An 18,178-nucleotide genomic window follows, 5' to 3' on the forward strand; every position below is an offset into this window, starting at 1 on the left:
GATGAGTCAGCTCGGCGGCTACGACCCGGAAGCCGGACGAAGCGCCCACGTGGCGAATCGGCCGACATTGATTCCGGTGCCGTCGTTGCTGCGCTCCCTGTTGTCGGACCACCTGGATCCCGGCTACCAGGCGGCCGCTGAGGCGAAAGAACAGGGGCAGCAGCGCAAGCGGTGGCAGTCGTGGGCGTGGCAGATCACGGGCGCGGTGTTGATTGCGCTGGTGTTCGTCGCCGCGGTCGGCCAGGCCCGGTCCACCGCACCCGGCGTGCGGGAGACCCAGCACGTGCTGTCCGGCAGCGTGCGTTCCGCCGAGGCGGCGGTGGCCGACGCGTCGAGCCGACGCGATGCCCTGGCCGCCGAGGTGGACACCGAACAGCGCCAACGCCTCGAGGGTGACGCGCGCGGTCAACAACTGCTCGGCCAACTCGACGAGTCGAACCTCGCCGCCGCGGCCACCGCCGTGATCGGGCCCGGACTCGAGATCACCGTCACCGATCCGGGAATGTCGCTGGACCTGTCCGACGTGTCGAAGGAGCGGGTGCCCGGCAGTCAACAGGTGATCCTCGACCGCGACCTGCAGCAGGTGGTCAACTCGCTATGGCTCAGCGGCGCGGAGGCGGTCTCGGTCGGCGGTGTGCGCATCGGGCCGAACGTGACGATCCGTCAGGCGGGCGGCAGCATCCTCGTCGACAATCAACCGATCAGCAGCCCATACGTCATTCTCGCCGTCGGACCGCCCCACGCGATGCAGGACATCTTCGATCGCAGTGCCGGACTGCACCGGCTTCGGCTGTTGGAAACGTCGTACGGTGTCGGAGTCCAGGTGAGCACCTCAGAGGCGCTCACCCTGCCGGCGAGTCCGATTCGGGAAGTCAACTTCGCCAAGGAGATTGGGCAGTGATCAGCAGATGAACCCACAGTCGTGATCGGGATTGCCGCACTCGTCATCGGCATCGTCCTCGGGTTGGTGTTCCACCCGGACGTGCCCGAATTCGTCCAGCCGTACCTGCCGATCGCCGTCGTCGCTGCACTCGACGCCGTGTTCGGCGGTCTGCGCGCCTATCTGGAACGCATCTTCGACTCGAAGGTGTTCGTGGTGTCCTTCGTGTTCAACGTTTTGGTCGCCGCGCTGATCGTCTACGTCGGAGACCAACTGGGGGTCGGTACCCAGTTGTCCACCGCCATCATCGTGGTGCTCGGCATCCGAATCTTCGGCAACGCGGCCGCGCTGCGGCGCAGACTGTTCGGTGCGTGACCCCTTGACCGACGACACCCCTGCGCACTCGGCCGAGCCCGATCAGCACGGCCGCCACGAACTGCCGCCGGATGCGCCGTCGCCCGAGATCGGCGAGCTGCATCGCGGTGGGGTGGTCGGCGTCGCGGCGCGGGGTCGGTCGCAGATCGTGTTCGGTGCGCTCGCTGTGGTGCTGTGCGTGCTGCTCGGGCTGGCGATCATCACCCAGGTGCGGCAGACCGAATCGGGTGACTCGCTGGAGACCGCCCGCCCCGCCGACCTGCTGGTGCTCCTGGACTCCCTGCAGCAACGCGAGGCGGCGCTGAACACCGAAGTGACCGACCTGCAGCGCACCCTGACGCAACTGCAGGCCTCCGGCAGCAGCGATCAAGCGGCGATCGAGAACGCGCAGGCCCGGCTGGCCGCCCTGTCGATCCTGATCGGCACGGTGCCCGCGACCGGCCCGGGCGTGACGCTGACCATCACCGACGCCACCCCGGGAGTGCCGGCCGAAACGATGCTCGATGTGATCAACGAGCTGCGCAACGCCGGGGCCGAAGCGATGGAGATCCGCGGGGGAGGATCGGCGGTGCGCGTCGGCCTGGACACCTGGGTCGTCGGGAGCCCCGGCGCGCTGGTCGCCGACAGTGTGACGCTCAACCCGCCGTATTCAGTTCTGGCGATTGGTGATCCGCCAACACTGGCTGCGGCGATGAACATTCCCGGCGGCGCAAAGGACAGCGTCGAGCGGGTCGGCGGCGCGATGGACGTGCAGCAGTCCGACCGAGTGGACATCACCGCCTTGCGGCAACCGAAACCTCGCCAATACGCTCAGCCAGTCAAGTGAGCCGGAGACAATGAGGAGCGCCGTGAGCGAAATCCCAGCCGACCTGCACTACACCGAGGAACACGAGTGGGTGCAGCGCACCGGTGACGACACCGTCAGGGTCGGAATCACCGACTACGCGCAGTCCGCGTTGGGCGACGTCGTTTTCGTCCAGCTGCCGGACGTCGGCGCCGACGTGATCGCGGGCGAGTCGTTCGGCGAGGTGGAGTCCACGAAGTCGGTGTCGGATCTGTACGCGCCGCTCAGCGCGAAAGTGCTTGCGGTGAATGGTGATCTGGAGGGCAATCCCCAGCTCGTCAACTCCGACCCCTATGGCGCAGGTTGGCTGCTGGACCTGCAGGTCGACTCCGGTGCGCTGGCCGACGGCCTCGGCAAGCTTCTGGACGCCGACGGCTACCGCGCCACAGTGAGCGAATGACGGGTTGTTAGGGTTCTGCAGACCGGATAACCAACCAGAGGCGGATCCGGCGGTGGTGGACACAACGACGTCCGCCTCGCGGTACGGTCGACACAAGACGAACTTTCGGCTGAGGGTTGGCCTGATATCGCCATATCGCCACAGCGGCCAGTGAGGAGCAGCGGGTGACGGACAAGGACCCGAATTCCGGGGCAGACCAGACGTCTGACGATGTCACCGTGGAAACGACATCAGTCTTCCGCGCGGACTTTCTCAACGAGTTGGACGCCCCGGCAGCGGCGGGCGCCGAAGGCGCGGTCACGGGGGTCGAGGGCCTGCCCGTCGGTTCTGCCCTGCTGGTCGTCAAGCGCGGGCCCAACGCCGGTTCACGATTTCTGCTGGACCAGCCCACCACGTCGGCGGGTCGACATCCCGATAGCGACATTTTCCTCGATGATGTGACGGTGAGCCGTCGTCACGCCGAGTTCAGGCTCGAAAGCAACGAGTTCCAGGTCGTCGACGTCGGCAGTCTCAACGGCACCTACGTCAACCGGGAGCCCGTGGATTCCGCCGTGCTCGCCAACGGTGACGAGGTGCAGATCGGCAAGTTCCGCCTGGTGTTCCTGACCGGGCCCAAGGGTGACGACGACGGTGGCGCCGGCTAATGGCCGATGAGCGCACTCGCGACGAGTAAATGAGTCAGCCCGACACCCCCGCTCTGACTGGGATGTCGATCGGAGCGGTCCTCGATCTGCTGCGACCGGACTTCCCGGACGTGACCATCTCCAAGATCAGGTTCTTGGAGGCCGAAGGACTGGTCACGCCGGAGCGCACGGCATCGGGCTACCGGCGGTTCACCGCCTACGACTGCGCCCGTCTGCGGTTCGTCCTGACCGCCCAGCGCGACCAGTACCTGCCCTTGAAAGTCATCAAGGCGCAGCTGGACGCCCACCCCGACGGCGAGTTGCCGCACGCCGGATCCGCTTACGCGGTACCGCGTTTGGTGCCGGTATCGGGCGACGATCCAGACTCCAGCGCCGGAGTATCAGGCGTCGCGCCGACGCAGGTACGGCTGTCACGCGAAGATTTGCTGAACCGCTCTGGCGTCGATGACGAACTCCTCACCGCACTGGTCAAGGCGGGCGTGATCACTCCCGGCCGGGCCGGCTTCTTCGACGAGCACTCCGTGACGATCGCCCAGTGCGCCCGCGCGCTGGCGGAGTACGGCGTCGAAGCGCGCCACCTGCGCGCGTTCCGATCGGCGGCCGACCGTCAGTCCGACCTGATCGCACAGATCGCGGGGCCGGTGGTCAAGGCGGGTAAGGCAGGTGCCAGGGACCGCGCCGACGATCTGGCGCGTGAAGTGGCGGCGCTCGCCATCACGCTGCACACGTCATTGATCAAGTCGGCGGTGCGCGACGTTCTTGATCGCTGAGGATTAGACTCAAATTTTGCAGGCTATCGGCGCGAAGGGCGGACACAGATGGGTGAGGTTCGTGTGGTCGGCATTCGCGTGGAGCAGCCCCAGAATCAGCCAGTGCTGCTGCTGCGCGAGTCCAACGGCGACCGCTACTTGCCGATTTGGATAGGTCAGTCGGAGGCCGCGGCCATCGCACTCGAGCAGCAGGGCGTCGAACCGGCGCGACCGCTGACCCATGACTTGATCAGAGATGTCATTGGGGCCCTTGGCCATTCGCTCAAGGAAGTGCGCATCGTCGACCTGCAAGAGGGCACCTTCTACGCAGACCTGATCTTCGATCGGGACATCAAGGTGTCGGCGCGGCCGTCGGATTCCGTGGCGATCGCACTGCGGGTCGGGGTGCCGATCTACGTCGAAGAGGCGGTGCTCGCCGAGGCCGGCCTGCTGATTCCCGATGAGAACGACGACGAAGCCACCGGTGCGGTGCGTGAGGACGAGGTCGAGAAGTTCAAGGAGTTTCTCGACAGCGTGTCGCCCGACGACTTCAAGGCCACCTAGCGTTTCGGGGACGCCTTGCGCGGGCCTTTCAGTGAGCTTTGTCACGGAAGAGTCTCGTAGTCCTCGACACGCGGCGCGGGTTTCCTCAAACCGTTAATCGGGCAGCCATACTTTGGTGGTCGGACCTGCTGATGGGCAGTCGCGGGCCCGGCGGAAGCGTATGCTCGACACATTCGGGCTTGGGCAAACGTGCTGCCATGCAGGTCACAGACGCGAGTTCGACCGGCGAGAGGATTCGAAAGTGGGAGACACGCCACGTCAAGAGGAGTTCGATCTGTCCTCGACCAGCGGTCCCGCCGAATCGGGAATCACCGTTACCAGCGCACCCGTCCAGGGGGGTCTTTTCCCCGATGACTCGGTTCCCGACGAGCTCGTCGGATACCGCGGTCCCAGCGCATGTCAGATTGCCGGCATCACGTACCGGCAGCTGGACTACTGGGCCAGGACGTCGCTGGTGGTGCCGTCCATCCGCAGCGCTGCCGGTTCGGGTAGCCAACGGCTCTATTCGTTCAAAGACATCTTGGTCCTCAAGATCGTCAAGCGGCTGCTGGACACCGGGATCTCGCTGCACAACATCCGGGTCGCCGTCGACCACCTGCGTCAGCGCGGTGTTCGGGATCTGGCCAACATCACGCTGTTCTCCGACGGCACCACGGTTTACGAGTGCACCTCGGCAGAAGAGGTGGTCGACTTGTTGCAGGGTGGCCAGGGCGTCTTCGGCATTGCGGTGTCCGGCGCGATGCGCGAGCTGACCGGCGCCATCGCCGACTTCCCAGGTGAGCGGGCAGACGGCGGCGAGTCCATCGCCGCACCCGAGGACGAACTGGCGTCACGGCGCAAGCACCGCGACCGCAAGATCGGCTGACTTTCTCTCGAGTACCCGCAGTCTCGGCGTGGGTATGAGCCCCGTCCCGGTAAACTCGTGAGCGCATCGCCCTTGTGCGGGAGAGTTCCGTAGCTGCCAGCCACGGACGCCGAAGGAGCAACACCTCTCCGTCAACCTCTCAGGCACCCAGGACCGCACATGGCCCCGATGCCTCTGGAAAGCGGTAGGTCCACGCCTACCCGCCCATGGGGAAAGGCATTTCCCGCGTTCAGCGCGGGTCGCCGAATCTCTCAGGCACCGACGACAGAGGGAGAGGAACCCAACGGTTCGTCAACCCTCACGCGTCTGGAGCAAACGCAGGTGTCCGACTCCGAGAACTTCGCCTTCGCCGCACGTCACATCGGACCTGATGCTGACGCCGTTGCCACCATGCTCGCGACCATCGGCGTGGGCTCGTTGGACGAACTCGCCAAGAAGGCGCTGCCGGCCGGCATTCTCGACTCGCTGGATACAGCCCAGGTGGCACCGGGACTGGATCAGCTGCCGCCGGCCGCCACCGAGGACGAAGCGCTGGCAGAACTGCGCGCGCTCGCCGATACCAACACCGTCGCGGTGTCGATGATCGGGCAGGGCTACTTCGACACCCTCACGCCACCGGTGTTGCGCCGCAACATACTTGAGAACCCAGCGTGGTACACCGCCTACACGCCTTACCAGCCGGAGATCAGCCAGGGCCGGCTCGAAGCGCTGCTGAACTTCCAGACCATGGTCTGCGACCTCACCGGACTCGAGGTCGCCAACGCCTCGATGCTCGACGAGGGCACCGCGGCCGCCGAGGCGATGACCCTGATGCACCGCGCGGTCCGCGGATCGTCGAACCGGCTGGTCGTCGACGTCGACGTGTACCGGCAGACCGCCGCCGTATTGGCCACCCGTGCCGAGCCGCTTGGCATCGAGATCGTGCAGGCCGACCTCACGCAGGGCCTGCCGGAGGGTGCGTTCTTCGGAGTCATCGCGCAGCTGCCGGGGGCCAGCGGCGCGATCGTCGACTGGAGCGAGATGGTGACACAGGCGCATGACCGCGGCGCGCTCGTCGCCGTCGGCGCCGACCTACTCGCCATGACGCTCACCACACCGCCCGGTGAAATCGGAGCCGATGTCGCCTTCGGCACCACCCAGAGATTCGGTGTCCCAATGGGATTCGGCGGACCGCACGCAGGGTATCTCGCAGTGCACGCCAAGCACGCCAGGCAACTTCCCGGCCGCCTGGTCGGAGTCTCGCTCGACGTCGACGGCGCACCGGCGTACCGGTTGGCGCTGCAGACCCGCGAACAGCACATCCGGCGCGACAAGGCCACCAGCAACATCTGCACTGCACAGGTGCTGCTCGCGGTGATCGCGGCGATGTACGCGAGCTATCACGGCGCGGACGGATTGTCGGCGATCGCGCGGCGGGTGCACGGGCGTGCCCGCGCGATCGCCGCGGGGTTGACCGCTGGCGGTGTGGAGGTCGTACACCGCGCGTTCTTCGACACCGTGCTCGCGCGGGTTCCCGGCAGGGCGGCGGAGATCCGCGACGCCGCGAAGGCCCACGGTGTCAACGTCTGGTTGGTCGACGACGACCACGTGTCGGTGTCCTGCGACGAGGCCACCACCACGCAACACGTCGACGCCGTGCTGTCGGCTTTCGGAGCCGCGGCCGGTCGCGCGTTCGAGGGACCGGACATCGCGACCCGCACCTCGGAGTTCCTGACCCATCCCGCGTTCACGAAGTATCGCACCGAGACGGAAATGATGCGATATCTGCGGTCGCTGGCTGACAAGGATATTGCGTTGGACCGCAGCATGATTCCGCTGGGATCGTGCACGATGAAGCTGAACGCGGCCGCGGAGATGGAGCCCATCACGTGGCCGGAGTTCGCGCGCCAGCATCCGTTCGCCCCGCTATCGGACGCACCCGGGCTGCGAAAGCTGATCGCCGACCTCGAGACGTGGTTGGTCGCGATCACCGGCTACGACGCGGTGTCTTTGCAGCCCAATGCCGGATCGCAGGGAGAGTACGCCGGACTGCTGGCGATCCAGGCGTATCACGCCGAGCGCGGCCAACCCGACCGTGACGTGTGCCTCATCCCGTCGAGCGCGCACGGCACCAATGCCGCATCGGCGGCGCTCGTGGGGATGCGGGTCGTCGTGGTGGCGTGCCGGGCGAACGGCGACGTCGACCTCGATGATCTGCGCGCGAAGGTGAACGAACATGCGGATCGGTTGTCCGCGTTGATGATCACCTATCCGTCGACGCACGGTGTGTTCGAGCACGACATCGCCGACATCTGCGCCGCCGTGCACGACGCCGGCGGTCAGGTGTACGTCGACGGCGCCAACCTGAACGCGCTCGTCGGCCTCGCTCGGCCCGGCCGGTTCGGTGGCGACGTCAGCCACCTCAATCTGCACAAGACATTCTGCATTCCGCACGGCGGCGGGGGCCCAGGCGTCGGACCGGTCGCGGTGCGCTCCCACCTGGCCAAGTACCTGCCCGGCCATCCGTTGGCCGACGAACTACCGGACAAATATGCGGTGTCCGCTGCGCCGTATGGTTCGGCGTCGATCCTGCCGATCAGCTGGGCCTATATCCGGATGATGGGCGCCGGCGGTCTCCGTGCCGCGTCGCTGACCGCGATCGCTTCGGCCAACTACATCGCCCGTCGACTCGGCGAGCATTACCCCGTCCTCTACACCGGCGAGAACGGCATGGTCGCGCACGAGTGCATCCTCGATCTGCGAACCATCACCAAGGAGACGGGCGTCACCGTCGACGATGTGGCGAAACGGCTGGCGGACTACGGCTTCCACGCACCGACTATGAGCTTCCCGGTGGCGGGAACATTGATGGTCGAGCCGACGGAAAGCGAGAGCCTGGCCGAGGTCGACGCGTTCTGCGAGGCGATGATCGCGATCCGTGGCGAGATCGATGCCGTCGCCGTCGGCACCTGGCCGGTGGACGACAACCCGATGCGCGGTGCGCCACACACCGCAGAATGCCTGTTGGTGTCCGACTGGGACCATCCCTACACCCGGGAGCAGGCGGCCTACCCGCTGGGCAAGAACTACCGCCCGAAGGTGTGGCCGCCGGTACGTCGCATCGACGGCGCGTACGGCGACCGCAACCTCATGTGCTCATGCCCGCCGGTGGAGGCGTTCGCCTAGCTGGCACTTGGCCGCGTGTGGGACTGATGCACGCCCGCCGCGCGAACAGTGTGCGGGTAACCCACGTTCGCCCGGCGCGTCAGGTGAAGCGGTCGATGATCGCCTCGGCGATCTGCCCCGGTGCGTCCTCCTGCATGAAGTGGTTGGCCTCGGCCAACTCCACGACGACGTGATCGGGGAATGCCTCGCGCATGCGCGGAAGGTTCGGTCCGGGCCGGAACGCGAAATCCTTCATGCCCCAGACGAACAGCGCCGGTTTCGATCCGAGTTTGGCGGGCACGTCGCGGCTGAGCCTTTCGAGCAGCGGACGGGCCGCCAGGATCTCCTTCGGCATGCGCGCCACCCCGGCACGATCCTTTGGCGTCGGCTGGACCCCGCGGTAGTGCTCCATCACCGCGTCGTCCAATGATGTGCTCGTGCCCGCCGGAATCAGCCGCTCCACGAAGAAGTTCTGCTTGGTGATCGCCCACTGCATCGGCGGAGAGCCCATCACCAGGCTGAAAATTTTCGTGGACAACTCGGAGGTGGGCCAGAACCAGGTGTTGCCGAGCACGACACCGCGCACCCGATCGGCGCGGTCGGTGCCGACGGCCATGCTGATCGGTCCGCCCCAGTCCTGGCCCATGCTCAGATACTGATCGAGTTCGAGGTGGTCGACGAGCTCACCCATCACGGAAGCGTGCTCGTCGATTCGATACGTGAACTTCGACGGGCGCTCGGAGAGCCCGAAGCCGAGGTAGTCGGGCGCGATGCACCGGAACCGATCGCGCAGCCCGGCGATGATGTTGCGGTAGAGGAAACTCCATGTCGGATTGCCGTGAAAGAACACGATCACCGGACCGGCGCCTTCATCGATGTAGTGCACCCGGCCGCGTGAACTGTCGAACCATCGCGGAGAGAACGGGTACAGCTCAGGGTCAGGTGTGAACTCGCTCGGCAATTTCGATCCCTCCGCAGACGTCATTGATTACGGTTCGTCAGGTGTTACCCCCCAGCGTGACAGAGTGGCGCGACGGCGGCAGCTCGATGAACACGCCCGCCGGTCGGGTGTTCGTCCGCTCGGCGCCGGGCGAGGGCCCGACCATCCTGCTGCTGCACGGCTACCCGTCGAGTTCCTACGACTACCACCGGGTGGTGCCGCACCTGGGTGACCGGGCCTGGGTGACGCTGGACTTCCTCGGCTTCGGACTGTCGGACAAGCCGCGTCCGCACAGCTACAGCCTGCTCGAGCAGGCTGACATCGTGCAGACCGTGGTCGGGGAGACCACCTCGGGGCCGGTGGAGTTGATAGCGCACGACATGGGCACCTCGGTGGCCACCGAACTGCTGGCGCGAGATCTGCAGGGGCAGTTGCCGTTCGACTTGCAACGCGCCGTGATCGGCAACGGCAGCGTGATCCTGCACCGGGCCAGCCTGCGCCCGGCCCAGAAGCTGCTTCGCGGTCCGTTTGGTCCGATCCTGAGCCGGCTTTCCAACGCATCGTCGTTCCAGCGCGCCTTCGGCAGGTTGTTCAGCGCCGACCATCCGATGAGCGAACAAGAGGCGCAGGCGCAGTGGGCGCTGTGGTCGGCCAACGACGGGCACCGCATCGCACATCTGTTGATCGCGTATCTCGACGAGCGGGTGAAGTACGCGTCGCGGTGGCACGGCGCCGTGCGGGACTGGCCCAAACCGTTGAGCTTCGTCTGGGCACTCGACGACCCAGTCGCGACGGCGAATGTGCTCGACGGGTTACGCGAGCTGCGCCCCGCCGCTCCCGTAATCGAGCTTCGCGGTGTCGGCCACTACCCGCAGGTGGAGGTGCCGGAGGAGTTCACCCGGGCCGCGCTGAGCCTGCTGGCCGCGCATTAGCCGACGAAGGTCGCGACCGCCGACGTCAACTCCGGGCCCGTCGAGCCGGCCAGGTTCTGATAGCTGCCGCCGCTGATCTCGGCGACCGCCTCCCATGTGGCGCGGTCGGAGTCGGGGCCGAAGTCGATGATGTTCACCTTGACCGGACGGGCGGGGTCGACCGCTCCGCGGATGAACTGCTCGAGCCCCGGACCGTTCAACGACTGGTCGGTGTGCGGACCGGTGGTGATGACCAGGACCGAATTGCTTTGGCCGGCACGGAAATTCTGCTTGGCCTGGTCGTATACGAGCCGCAACGTGGTGAAGGAGACGGCGCCGCCGTTCGATGCCGTCTGTCCGTCCAGCTCGGCGGTCAGCGCCGCTGACCGGGGCCTGCCGTCGACCTGATCCGACAGCGGGCCCATCGGAATCTCCGAGCGCCCCTCGACACCGTCGAACGTCCAGAGGCCGACCGCGGAATTCGGCGGCAGCGCCTGCAGTCGGGCGTTGAGTGCCGCCGCCACATTCCCCAGTCGCGATTCGCCGCCCTCGTCGGTGGGCATCGACTGATCCAGCATGATCGTGACCGCGGGGCTGGTCACCGGCGCGGTCAGCGAGTTGGCGAGCGCGACGCGCTCGGCGTTGTCACCCACCGACAGTGGGGCGCCCAGCGGTGGGAAGTCGGTGACATCGCTGTCCGGCGGTGTAGTGCCTTCGGTGCGGAAGCCTGCTTCGGACAGCTCGGTCAGTTGCTCTGGTTTGCGCATGAACCGGGCGAACTCGCTGGCCGCGGACACCTGTTCCTGCGACAGCCAATCGCCTGCCAGCAGGGCCGTGGGGTAGTCCGCCATCGCCACCGGTCCCGGCGGCAGCCACGACGCCAACACGTTCTTCGCATCGGGCAGTGCGGCGGCGCGCTGGAAGAGTTGCTGTTCGGTGGCGACGACCGCGTGCACCGGCGCGGCCGCGGGATCGTCGGCGTTCAGCAGCGCGTCCATGGCCGTCGAGGCCTTCTTGTCGGCGAGTTTGGGCTGGCCTGCAACCAGCGAGTTCACCGCGCCGATACCGGAATTGGGGGGTGCCCCGGCCGGTGCTGATGCCGCCGCCACCGCCTCGGCCGCCAGATATGACGCATCGCTGTCACCGGACAGCGGTAGCGCCAACCGCAACGGACCCCAGCCCGGAAGCCCCAACCCGTCCAACGCGGTGGGGTTGGTTTGCAGCGTCGGCAACGAGGCCCAGTTCTGTTGACCCAGAGCGGATTTGAGCTGTGGCCGCATTGCCAGCACCACGGGGGAGGTGATCAGCGAGCGGCTGTCGCTGATGATCTTCTCGCCGGCACTGGCCTCGAGGCGGGCGGCCGAGATCGAACTCGCCGGGATCCACAGGGCCGGGCGCTCGCCGAGTTCGGCGGGCCATTGGCCGATGAATCCGTTGACGACCTGATCCGAATCTGCGGACGTGACACCGACCTTCACGCAGCGGTCACCCACCGGCGCAGCGCTGCGGTTGTAATCGTCCGCCAGGATCTTTATCTGGTCCGACACCGAAGGGTCGGCGACCACGGCGACGGCGAGTTCGCCGTTCACGCACCGGGCGGCGGCGACATCACTGCGATCGGACAGCGCATCGCCGAAGAAGCGCCACAGGATGACCGCGCCGACGACCACGACGACTGCGACCAGCGCAGCGATGACGCTGATACTGACGCCCCGCCTGCCGGGGGTCACCGCGCGGTGACTGCCCGTCCATTCGCCGCCTTCCCACTCACCGCCGTGCGCCGGGCCCGAGCGGGGACGACTGGGCGGCGGTGGGGTCGACGAAGCCGGTTCGTAGAAGATGTACTCGTCGGGGTCCGCGCGCGACAATTCGGCGTCGCTGAAATCCTCGCTGCGATAACCGGTGTCGGAGAACCCCGGTGCATCCTGCTCGGACTCGCGGTACTGCGGTGCGTCGTAGTCCGGTTCTCGGTAGCCAGGACCGAAATCCGACTGGTAGTCGCCGGACTGGCCGAAGCGCGTGGTCTCCGGTTCTTCGTGCTGCTCTTCGCCGGCCGAATCCTCGGGGTCGGGAATGCTATGCCTGCCCACGGAAGCCCTTGTGCTCGCTACGTCGACGGGTCATCGGATCAACCACCGTTGTTTGCTGCTTTGAACTCTCGGCGCTTGCGGTGGAGGATCGGCTCGGTATAACCGTTCGGCTGAGCCCCTCCGGCCAAGATCAGCTCCTGCGCGGCGGCGAACGCCACGCTGCCGTCTGGGTCTGGTGCCATGGGCCGGAATTCCGGATCTTTCTCGTTCTGCTGGTCCACCACCGCGGCCATCCGCCGCAGGCTGGCCTTCACGTCGTCCTCGGTGATGACACCGTGGCGCAACCAGTTCGCCAGCAGCTGACTCGAGATGCGAAGGGTGGCACGGTCTTCCATCAGCGCGACGTTGTGAATGTCGGGCACTTTGGAGCAGCCGACGCCCGCGTCGATCCAGCGCACCACGTAGCCGAGGATCGACTGGCAGTTGTTGTCGACTTCTTCGCGGATCTCCTCGGGCGCCCACGCGAGTTCCTTGCCCAGCGGGATGGTCAGCAGCTCGTCGACAGTGGTCCGCGTCTTGCCCTGCAACTCCTTCTGCACGGCGAACACGTCGACCTCGTGATAGTGCATCGCGTGCAGGGTGGCCGCCGTCGGCGACGGCACCCACGCGGTCGTGGCGCCGGCCTTGGGCTGACCGATCTTCTGCTCGACCATGTCGGCCATCAGGTCCGTCATGGCCCACATGCCCTTGCCAATCTGTGCGCGCCCGGAGAACCCGGTGGCCAAGCCGACGTCCACGTTCTGGTCCTCGTAGGCCAGGATCCACGGCTGCGTCTTCATGGCACCCTTGCGGATCATCGGGCCGGCCTCCATCGACGTGTGGATCTCGTCGCCGGTGCGGTCCAGAAAGCCGGTATTGATGAACACCACGCGGTCGCGTGCCGCCTTGATGCAGGCCTTCAGGTTGAGGGTGGTGCGTCGCTCCTCGTCCATGATGCCGACCTTGATGGTGTTCGGCGGCAGACCGAGCACGTCCTCGACCCGGCCGAACAACTCGACGGTGAAGGCCACCTCGTCGGGCCCATGCATCTTGGGCTTGACAATGTAGATCGAGCCGGTGCGGCTGTTGACCTTCGGGCCGTTCTTGGTGACGCCGTCTTCGTCCGCCTTCAGACCGTGCATCGCGATCAGGCTGGTGAAAAGCGCGTCCTGGATGCCCTCACCGATCTCGTTGCCATCGACGTCCACGATCGCGTCGTTCGTCATCAGATGACCGACGTTGCGCACGAACATCAGACTGCGACCGGGCAGCGTCAGCTCGCCCTCGCCGTCCGGCGTGGTGTAGGTGCGGTCCTCGTTGAGCACGCGGGTGAACGTCTTGTCGCCCTTGGCCACCTCTTCGGTGAGGTCGCCGCGGTTCAGACCCAGCCAGTTGCGGTAACCGAGCACCTTGTCGTCGGCGTCGACGGCGGCCACGGAGTCCTCGAAGTCCATGATCGTGGTGATCGCGGATTCAAGGACGACGTCCTTGATGCCCGCCGAATCGGTGGAGCCGACGGGGGAGTCCGGGTCGACCAGAATCTCGACGTGCAGGCCGTGGTTGCGCAGCAGCACCGACCAGGCGGGCGAACCGAGTTCACCGGTGTAGCCGACGAACTGCTCGGGCGTCGCAAGGCCGGTCGACCCCTCGTTGCCCAGCTCGACGATCAACTGTCCTTCGTCGATCTTGATGCCGGTCGCATCGCTCCAGGCGCCGTTGGCCAGCGGAGCCGCGCCGTCGAGGAAGTGGCGGGCGTACGCGATGACCTTGTCGCCGCGGACCTTGTTGTAGCTGGTGCCCTTCTCGGCCCCGTCGTCTTCGGAGATGACATCGGTTCCGTACAGCGCGTCGTACAGCGAACCCCACCGGGCGTTCGCGGCGTTCAGCGCGAAGCGTGCGTTCAGGATCGGGACCACCAGCTGCGGGCCCGCAGTCGTGGTGATCTCGTCGTCGACGCCCGCGGTGGAGATCGTGAAGTCGTCGGGCTGGGGCAGCAGGTACCCGATCTCGGTGAGGAACTGCCGATAGGCCTCGGGATCGATCGGCTCGATGACGCGCTGGCGGTGCCACTTGTCGATACGTGCCTGCAGATCGTCCCGGTGGGCGAGCAGTTCCTGGTTCTTCGGTGTCAGGTCGGCGACGACCTTGTCGACGCCCGACCAGAAGGTGTCGGGATCGAGGCCGGTGCCGGGAAGTGCCTCATCGTTGACGAAGTCGTACAGCACCTGGGCAACACGCAGGTTGCCCACTTTCACGCGATCGGTCATATTTCCTCCCTCGCCGCAAAGGCGCGTCGAACGCAGTGCCGTCGATCCAGCTTACCCGCGGGTAACGGCGCCCAACTCTGATGTCGCCGCCGGGGCGGCTCCGGTTCCCTCGTGCACCACGCCGGTGCCTTCCGCTTCGACCGAAGCGGGGTCCACCGCCGCGAGCAACTGCTCACACGCCTTGGTCAGGCGCTCTCGGAGCGGTGCTGCCTGCTCGGCAACGTGCTGCTGGATACGAACGTATTCGGAACGCCCGGCGGGCGTTTCGATCGCGATCGGCTCGAATCCGTAGTCGCGAAGATCATAGGGACTGGCACGCATGTCGAGCTCACGGGCTTGGGTGGCGAGCTCCAGGCAATCCATCACCAGCGCGGAGTCCACGAGGGGTCCCAGCTTGTAGGCGAACTTGTAGCAATCCATGGCCGCGTGCAGACAGCCGGGTTGTTCGGAGCCGACCTGGCCGTCCCGGGTCAGTTGCTCGCTGTTGCGTTCGGTGGCCGGCTTGGTGAAAAACCGGAACGCATCGAAATGGCTGCACCGCAACGGCATTGATTCGACGACCGCATCTGTTCCGGCGGCGCCGAGGCGCAGGGGGACGCGCTCGTGGCGCACCGTGGGCGCCCGGTAGACCATCGCCCACTCGTGCAGTCCGAAGCAGTTCAGTCGCGCCGGCCGCGACGCCGTCGCGCGCAGCAACCCGGCGATGAAGCGCACGGTGTCGGCGCGGCCGGTCAGGTACTCACGACTCACCGTCACACCGGCGGACGTACGTCCATAGCCGCTGCGACCCAGGTAGCGCGCCGCCGCATCGCCGGCGAGGGCCACACCGAACCCTGGGTGCCACGCACGCAATTGTCGGGGACGCAGGCTGTAGTAGGTGAACAGGAAATCCCAGACCGGATGGGGCGCGGAGGCCGGTGCGCGGAACGACCGCAGGAATCCGTCGACCCGCTCACGATGACGCTGCTCTCGGCGGGTCCAGTCGTGCTCGTCGAGCACCCGGCATCGGCAGTCGGTGTGCGCAGACTCACACACGATGTGTTCCGTCACGCACGGTGCCGACCAGGTCTTCCACCAGGTCCTCCAGTGCCACCATCGCCGAAACGCTGCCGTCGGGCGCGGTGACGAGTGCCAGGTGCGCGTTGTCCCTCCGCAGCCTCGACAGCGCGTCGGGCAGCGACATCGATGCCGGCACCCGTGGCAGCGGCCGCACCATCGAGGCGTCCAGCACCTCTTGTTCGTTGGAGGGGTCGTGGACCAACGGCAGGACGTCCTTGATGTGCAGGTACCCTACGTAGTCGCCGGCCGGATCGCTGACCGGGAACCTCGAATAGCCGGTTTCGGCGAGTGCGTCTTCGATGGCGCCCAGGGTGGGGCCGGACCCCGCGCGCGCGACCGGGACGGCGCGGATCTTGCTCAGGGGCATGGCGACGTCGTTGGCGACGCGATCGCGGATCTGCAGTGCGCGGGTGAGCCGCCCGTGCTCCTCCTGATCCAGCAGACCCTCGGATCGCGATTCCGCGATCATCTCGGAGAGCTCGACCGTCGAAACCGCGACATCGAGCTCGTCCCTGGGCTCGACGCCGAAGGACCGCAGCGTGGTGTTGGCGCACCAGTTGTAAAAGGCGATGAACGGCCGGGCCAGCCGGATGTAGACCAGATACACCGGAATCAGCAACATCGCTGACGACTCCGGTCCTGCGATCGCGATGTTCTTCGGCACCATCTCGCCGAGCAGGACGTGCATCGTCACCACGACGCCGAGCGCGACGAAGAAGGACACCGTGTGCAGCACCGTGTCGGGAATGCCGACGAGCCCGAACGGCTTCTCCAGCAGGTGTGCGACCGCCGGTTCGCCGACACGGCCCAACAGGATCGAACAGATCGTGATGCCCAGCTGCGCGCCGGCCAGCATCAGCGACAGGTTCTCGCCGGCGCGGATGACGGTCACCGCGCTCTTCTTGCCCTGTTCTGCGAGCGCTTCGAGGCGGTCGCGGCGCGCGGAGATCAGCGCGAACTCCGAGGCGACGAAGAACGCGTTGGCGCCGAGCAGCAGGAAGGTCAGCAGCACACCGAAGATGTCGCCACCCATCAGCCGTCATCTCCTGAGTTGTGGCGGCCCAGTTCGGTGAGCTCGAGCAGGTCGATACGCCTGCCGTCCATGCGCACGACCGTGGCCAGCCATCGGATGGGATCGTCGAGCGCGACGCCGTCGGGGTCGAATGCCGTCAACTCGACCGACTCGGATTCATCCGGAATGTGCCCCAGTTTTTCGAGCACCAGTCCGCCGATCGTTTCGTAATCTCCTTCGGGCGCACGGAAACCGGTGGCGTCGGCGACCTCGTCGATGCGCAGCAACCCGGACACCTGCCAGCCTCGTCCCGCGGGCACGACATCGGGCGGCTCGACGTCGTGCTCGTCGCGCACGTCGCCGACGATCTCTTCGATGAGGTCCTCCATGGTGACCATGCCGGCGGTGCCGCCGTACTCGTCGACGACCAGCGCGGTCTGTAGGCCGTTGGCGCGGATCTGGGCCATCACCGCGTCGCCGTCGAGCGTGGAGGGCACCGTGGCGACCGGCAGCGCGAGGCGAGCCAGCGGGGTCGTGGCCCGCCGCTCCGGCGGCACTTCGAACACCTGCTTGACGTGCGCGATGCCGATGGTTTCATCGAGGTCGCCCTCGATGATCGGGAAGCGCGAGTAGCCGGTCTTGATGGCTGCGGCGACCAGGTCGGCGGCGGTGTCGTCGGATTCCAGCGCCTCGATCTTGGATCGCGGAGTCATCAATTCCTCGGCGGTGCGCTCGCCGAACTGCAGAGAGCGGTCCACGAGCACGGCGGTGACCGGGTCCAGTGCGCCGCTGCGCGCGGAGCTGCGCACCAGCGACACCAGCTCCTGGGGTGAGCGGGCAGAGCGCAGTTCCTCGGCGGGTTCGATGCCCAGCCTGCGCAGAATCCAGTTGGCGGTTCCGTTCGTTGCGCGGATCAACGGCGTGAACAGGGCGGAGAACAGCAGCTGCGGACCCGCCGACCAGCGCGCCGTCTGCACCGGGCGGGCGACCGCCAGGTTCTTGGGTACCAGTTCGCCGAACACCATCGACAACGACGTGGCGATCACGACGGCGCCGAACAGGGACAGCCCGCCTACGAAGCGGTCGGGCACACCGATCGCCTCGAGGCCGGGCCGGATCAGCCGCCCGACAACGGGTTCGGCCAGATAACCGGTGGCCAGGGTGGTGATCGAGATTCCGACCTGGGCGCCGGAGAGCTGGAACGACAGCGTCCGGTGGGCCCGTCGCACCATCTGGTCACGGCGGGCGCCACTGCGCGCATTGGATTCCACCGTGCTGCGCTCGAGCGCGGTAAGGGAGAACTCCGCGGCGACGAACACCGCCGTTCCGGCGGTCAACAGCACGATCGCGCCGATGGAGAGCAAGGACATCGTGAGGGTCATCGAGAATTCAGCGTCCACACCGATGGGGCGCCGGGCCTGTTGCCCGGCCGACTAGGGGATGGCTCGGCGTCGT

At 66.7% G+C, this 18,178-nt stretch carries 16 protein-coding genes and 1 riboswitch; of the genes, 10 read left to right on the forward strand and 6 right to left on the reverse strand.

Annotated features, from left to right (window positions below; all coding sequences use genetic code 11):
* Position 1: 1 nt before the first annotated feature.
* The 9 genes from G6N36_RS03700 (at position 2) to gcvP (ending at position 8,486) form a co-directional block, all read left to right on the forward strand.
* Positions 2 to 901: a DUF881 domain-containing protein gene (locus G6N36_RS03700; RefSeq protein WP_163690370.1), complete on the forward strand. Its 900-nt coding sequence runs from the start codon at positions 2 to 4 to the stop codon at positions 899 to 901.
* A gap of 21 nt (positions 902 to 922) precedes the next feature.
* A complete protein-coding gene (locus G6N36_RS03705; protein WP_006243660.1) occupies positions 923 to 1,255 on the forward strand; it encodes a small basic family protein in 333 nt (110 codons plus the stop codon).
* A complete protein-coding gene (locus G6N36_RS03710) occupies positions 1,248 to 2,081 on the forward strand; it encodes a DUF881 domain-containing protein (RefSeq protein WP_372512224.1) in 834 nt (277 codons plus the stop codon). Before G6N36_RS03705 ends, G6N36_RS03710 begins: the two co-directional genes overlap by 8 nt.
* Positions 2,082 to 2,103: 22 nt before the next feature.
* Positions 2,104 to 2,499 (forward strand): glycine cleavage system protein GcvH, encoded by a 396-nt coding sequence (gene gcvH, locus G6N36_RS03715; RefSeq protein ID WP_163685048.1) that lies wholly within the window; start codon positions 2,104 to 2,106, stop codon positions 2,497 to 2,499.
* 164 nt (positions 2,500 to 2,663) lie between these two features.
* Positions 2,664 to 3,143: a glycogen accumulation regulator GarA gene (garA, locus tag G6N36_RS03720; RefSeq protein WP_163685051.1), complete on the forward strand. Its 480-nt coding sequence runs from the start codon at positions 2,664 to 2,666 to the stop codon at positions 3,141 to 3,143.
* Between the two features lie 29 nt (positions 3,144 to 3,172).
* On the forward strand, positions 3,173 to 3,913 hold the full coding sequence (ftsR, locus tag G6N36_RS03725; protein ID WP_163685053.1) for a transcriptional regulator FtsR: 741 nt from the start codon (positions 3,173 to 3,175) through the stop codon (positions 3,911 to 3,913).
* A 48-nt stretch (positions 3,914 to 3,961) separates the two neighbouring features.
* Positions 3,962 to 4,456 (forward strand): bifunctional nuclease family protein, encoded by a 495-nt coding sequence (locus tag G6N36_RS03730; protein ID WP_006243655.1) that lies wholly within the window; start codon positions 3,962 to 3,964, stop codon positions 4,454 to 4,456.
* Positions 4,457 to 4,697: 241 nt separating this feature from the next.
* Positions 4,698 to 5,321: a MerR family transcriptional regulator gene (locus G6N36_RS03735; RefSeq protein ID WP_006243654.1), complete on the forward strand. Its 624-nt coding sequence runs from the start codon at positions 4,698 to 4,700 to the stop codon at positions 5,319 to 5,321.
* Between the two features lie 67 nt (positions 5,322 to 5,388).
* Positions 5,389 to 5,487: riboswitch (glycine riboswitch) on the forward strand.
* A 155-nt stretch (positions 5,488 to 5,642) separates the two neighbouring features.
* Positions 5,643 to 8,486 carry an aminomethyl-transferring glycine dehydrogenase gene (gene gcvP / locus G6N36_RS03740; RefSeq protein WP_163685055.1) on the forward strand — a complete coding sequence of 948 codons (2,844 nt, stop codon included), beginning with the start codon at positions 5,643 to 5,645 and terminating at the stop codon, positions 8,484 to 8,486.
* A gap of 79 nt (positions 8,487 to 8,565) precedes the next feature.
* On the opposite strand, the gene G6N36_RS03745 is transcribed toward gcvP, so the two are convergent.
* Positions 8,566 to 9,450 carry a haloalkane dehalogenase gene (locus tag G6N36_RS03745; RefSeq protein ID WP_372512225.1) on the reverse strand — a complete coding sequence of 295 codons (885 nt, stop codon included), beginning with the start codon at positions 9,448 to 9,450 and terminating at the stop codon, positions 8,566 to 8,568.
* Positions 9,451 to 9,467: 17 nt separating this feature from the next.
* On the opposite strand from G6N36_RS03745, the gene G6N36_RS03750 reads away from it, so the two are divergent.
* Positions 9,468 to 10,337, forward strand: coding sequence for an alpha/beta fold hydrolase (locus G6N36_RS03750; RefSeq protein ID WP_163685057.1), 870 nt, complete (start codon positions 9,468 to 9,470; stop codon positions 10,335 to 10,337).
* Here the strand turns inward: G6N36_RS03750 and G6N36_RS03755 are convergent.
* From G6N36_RS03755 to G6N36_RS03775, 5 genes are read right to left on the reverse strand one after another with little or no spacing between them, the layout of a single operon-like run.
* Positions 10,334 to 12,406 carry a vWA domain-containing protein gene (locus G6N36_RS03755; protein WP_163685060.1) on the reverse strand — a complete coding sequence of 691 codons (2,073 nt, stop codon included), beginning with the start codon at positions 12,404 to 12,406 and terminating at the stop codon, positions 10,334 to 10,336. The genes G6N36_RS03750 and G6N36_RS03755 overlap by 4 nt on opposite strands.
* Before the next feature lie 38 nt (positions 12,407 to 12,444).
* Positions 12,445 to 14,652 carry a malate synthase G gene (locus tag G6N36_RS03760; protein WP_163685061.1) on the reverse strand — a complete coding sequence of 736 codons (2,208 nt, stop codon included), beginning with the start codon at positions 14,650 to 14,652 and terminating at the stop codon, positions 12,445 to 12,447.
* 51 nt (positions 14,653 to 14,703) lie between these two features.
* Complete coding sequence (locus tag G6N36_RS03765; RefSeq protein WP_235689963.1) at positions 14,704 to 15,687, reverse strand: 3-methyladenine DNA glycosylase; 984 nt, start codon at positions 15,685 to 15,687, stop codon at positions 14,704 to 14,706.
* Entirely contained in the window at positions 15,680 to 16,744 is a 1,065-nt protein-coding gene (locus G6N36_RS03770; RefSeq protein WP_163685063.1) for a hemolysin family protein, read from the reverse strand. The genes G6N36_RS03765 and G6N36_RS03770 overlap by 8 nt, the downstream gene beginning before the upstream one ends.
* The gene (locus G6N36_RS03775) at positions 16,744 to 18,105 is read right to left on the reverse strand and encodes a hemolysin family protein (RefSeq protein ID WP_163685066.1); all 1,362 of its coding nucleotides are present in this window, start codon (positions 18,103 to 18,105) and stop codon (positions 16,744 to 16,746) included. Before G6N36_RS03775 ends, G6N36_RS03770 begins: the two co-directional genes overlap by 1 nt.
* Positions 18,106 to 18,178: the final 73 nt, after the last annotated feature.

Source organism: Mycolicibacterium gadium, assembly GCF_010728925.1.
In the GTDB taxonomy this organism is placed as follows: Bacteria; Actinomycetota; Actinomycetes; order Mycobacteriales; family Mycobacteriaceae; genus Mycobacterium; species Mycobacterium gadium.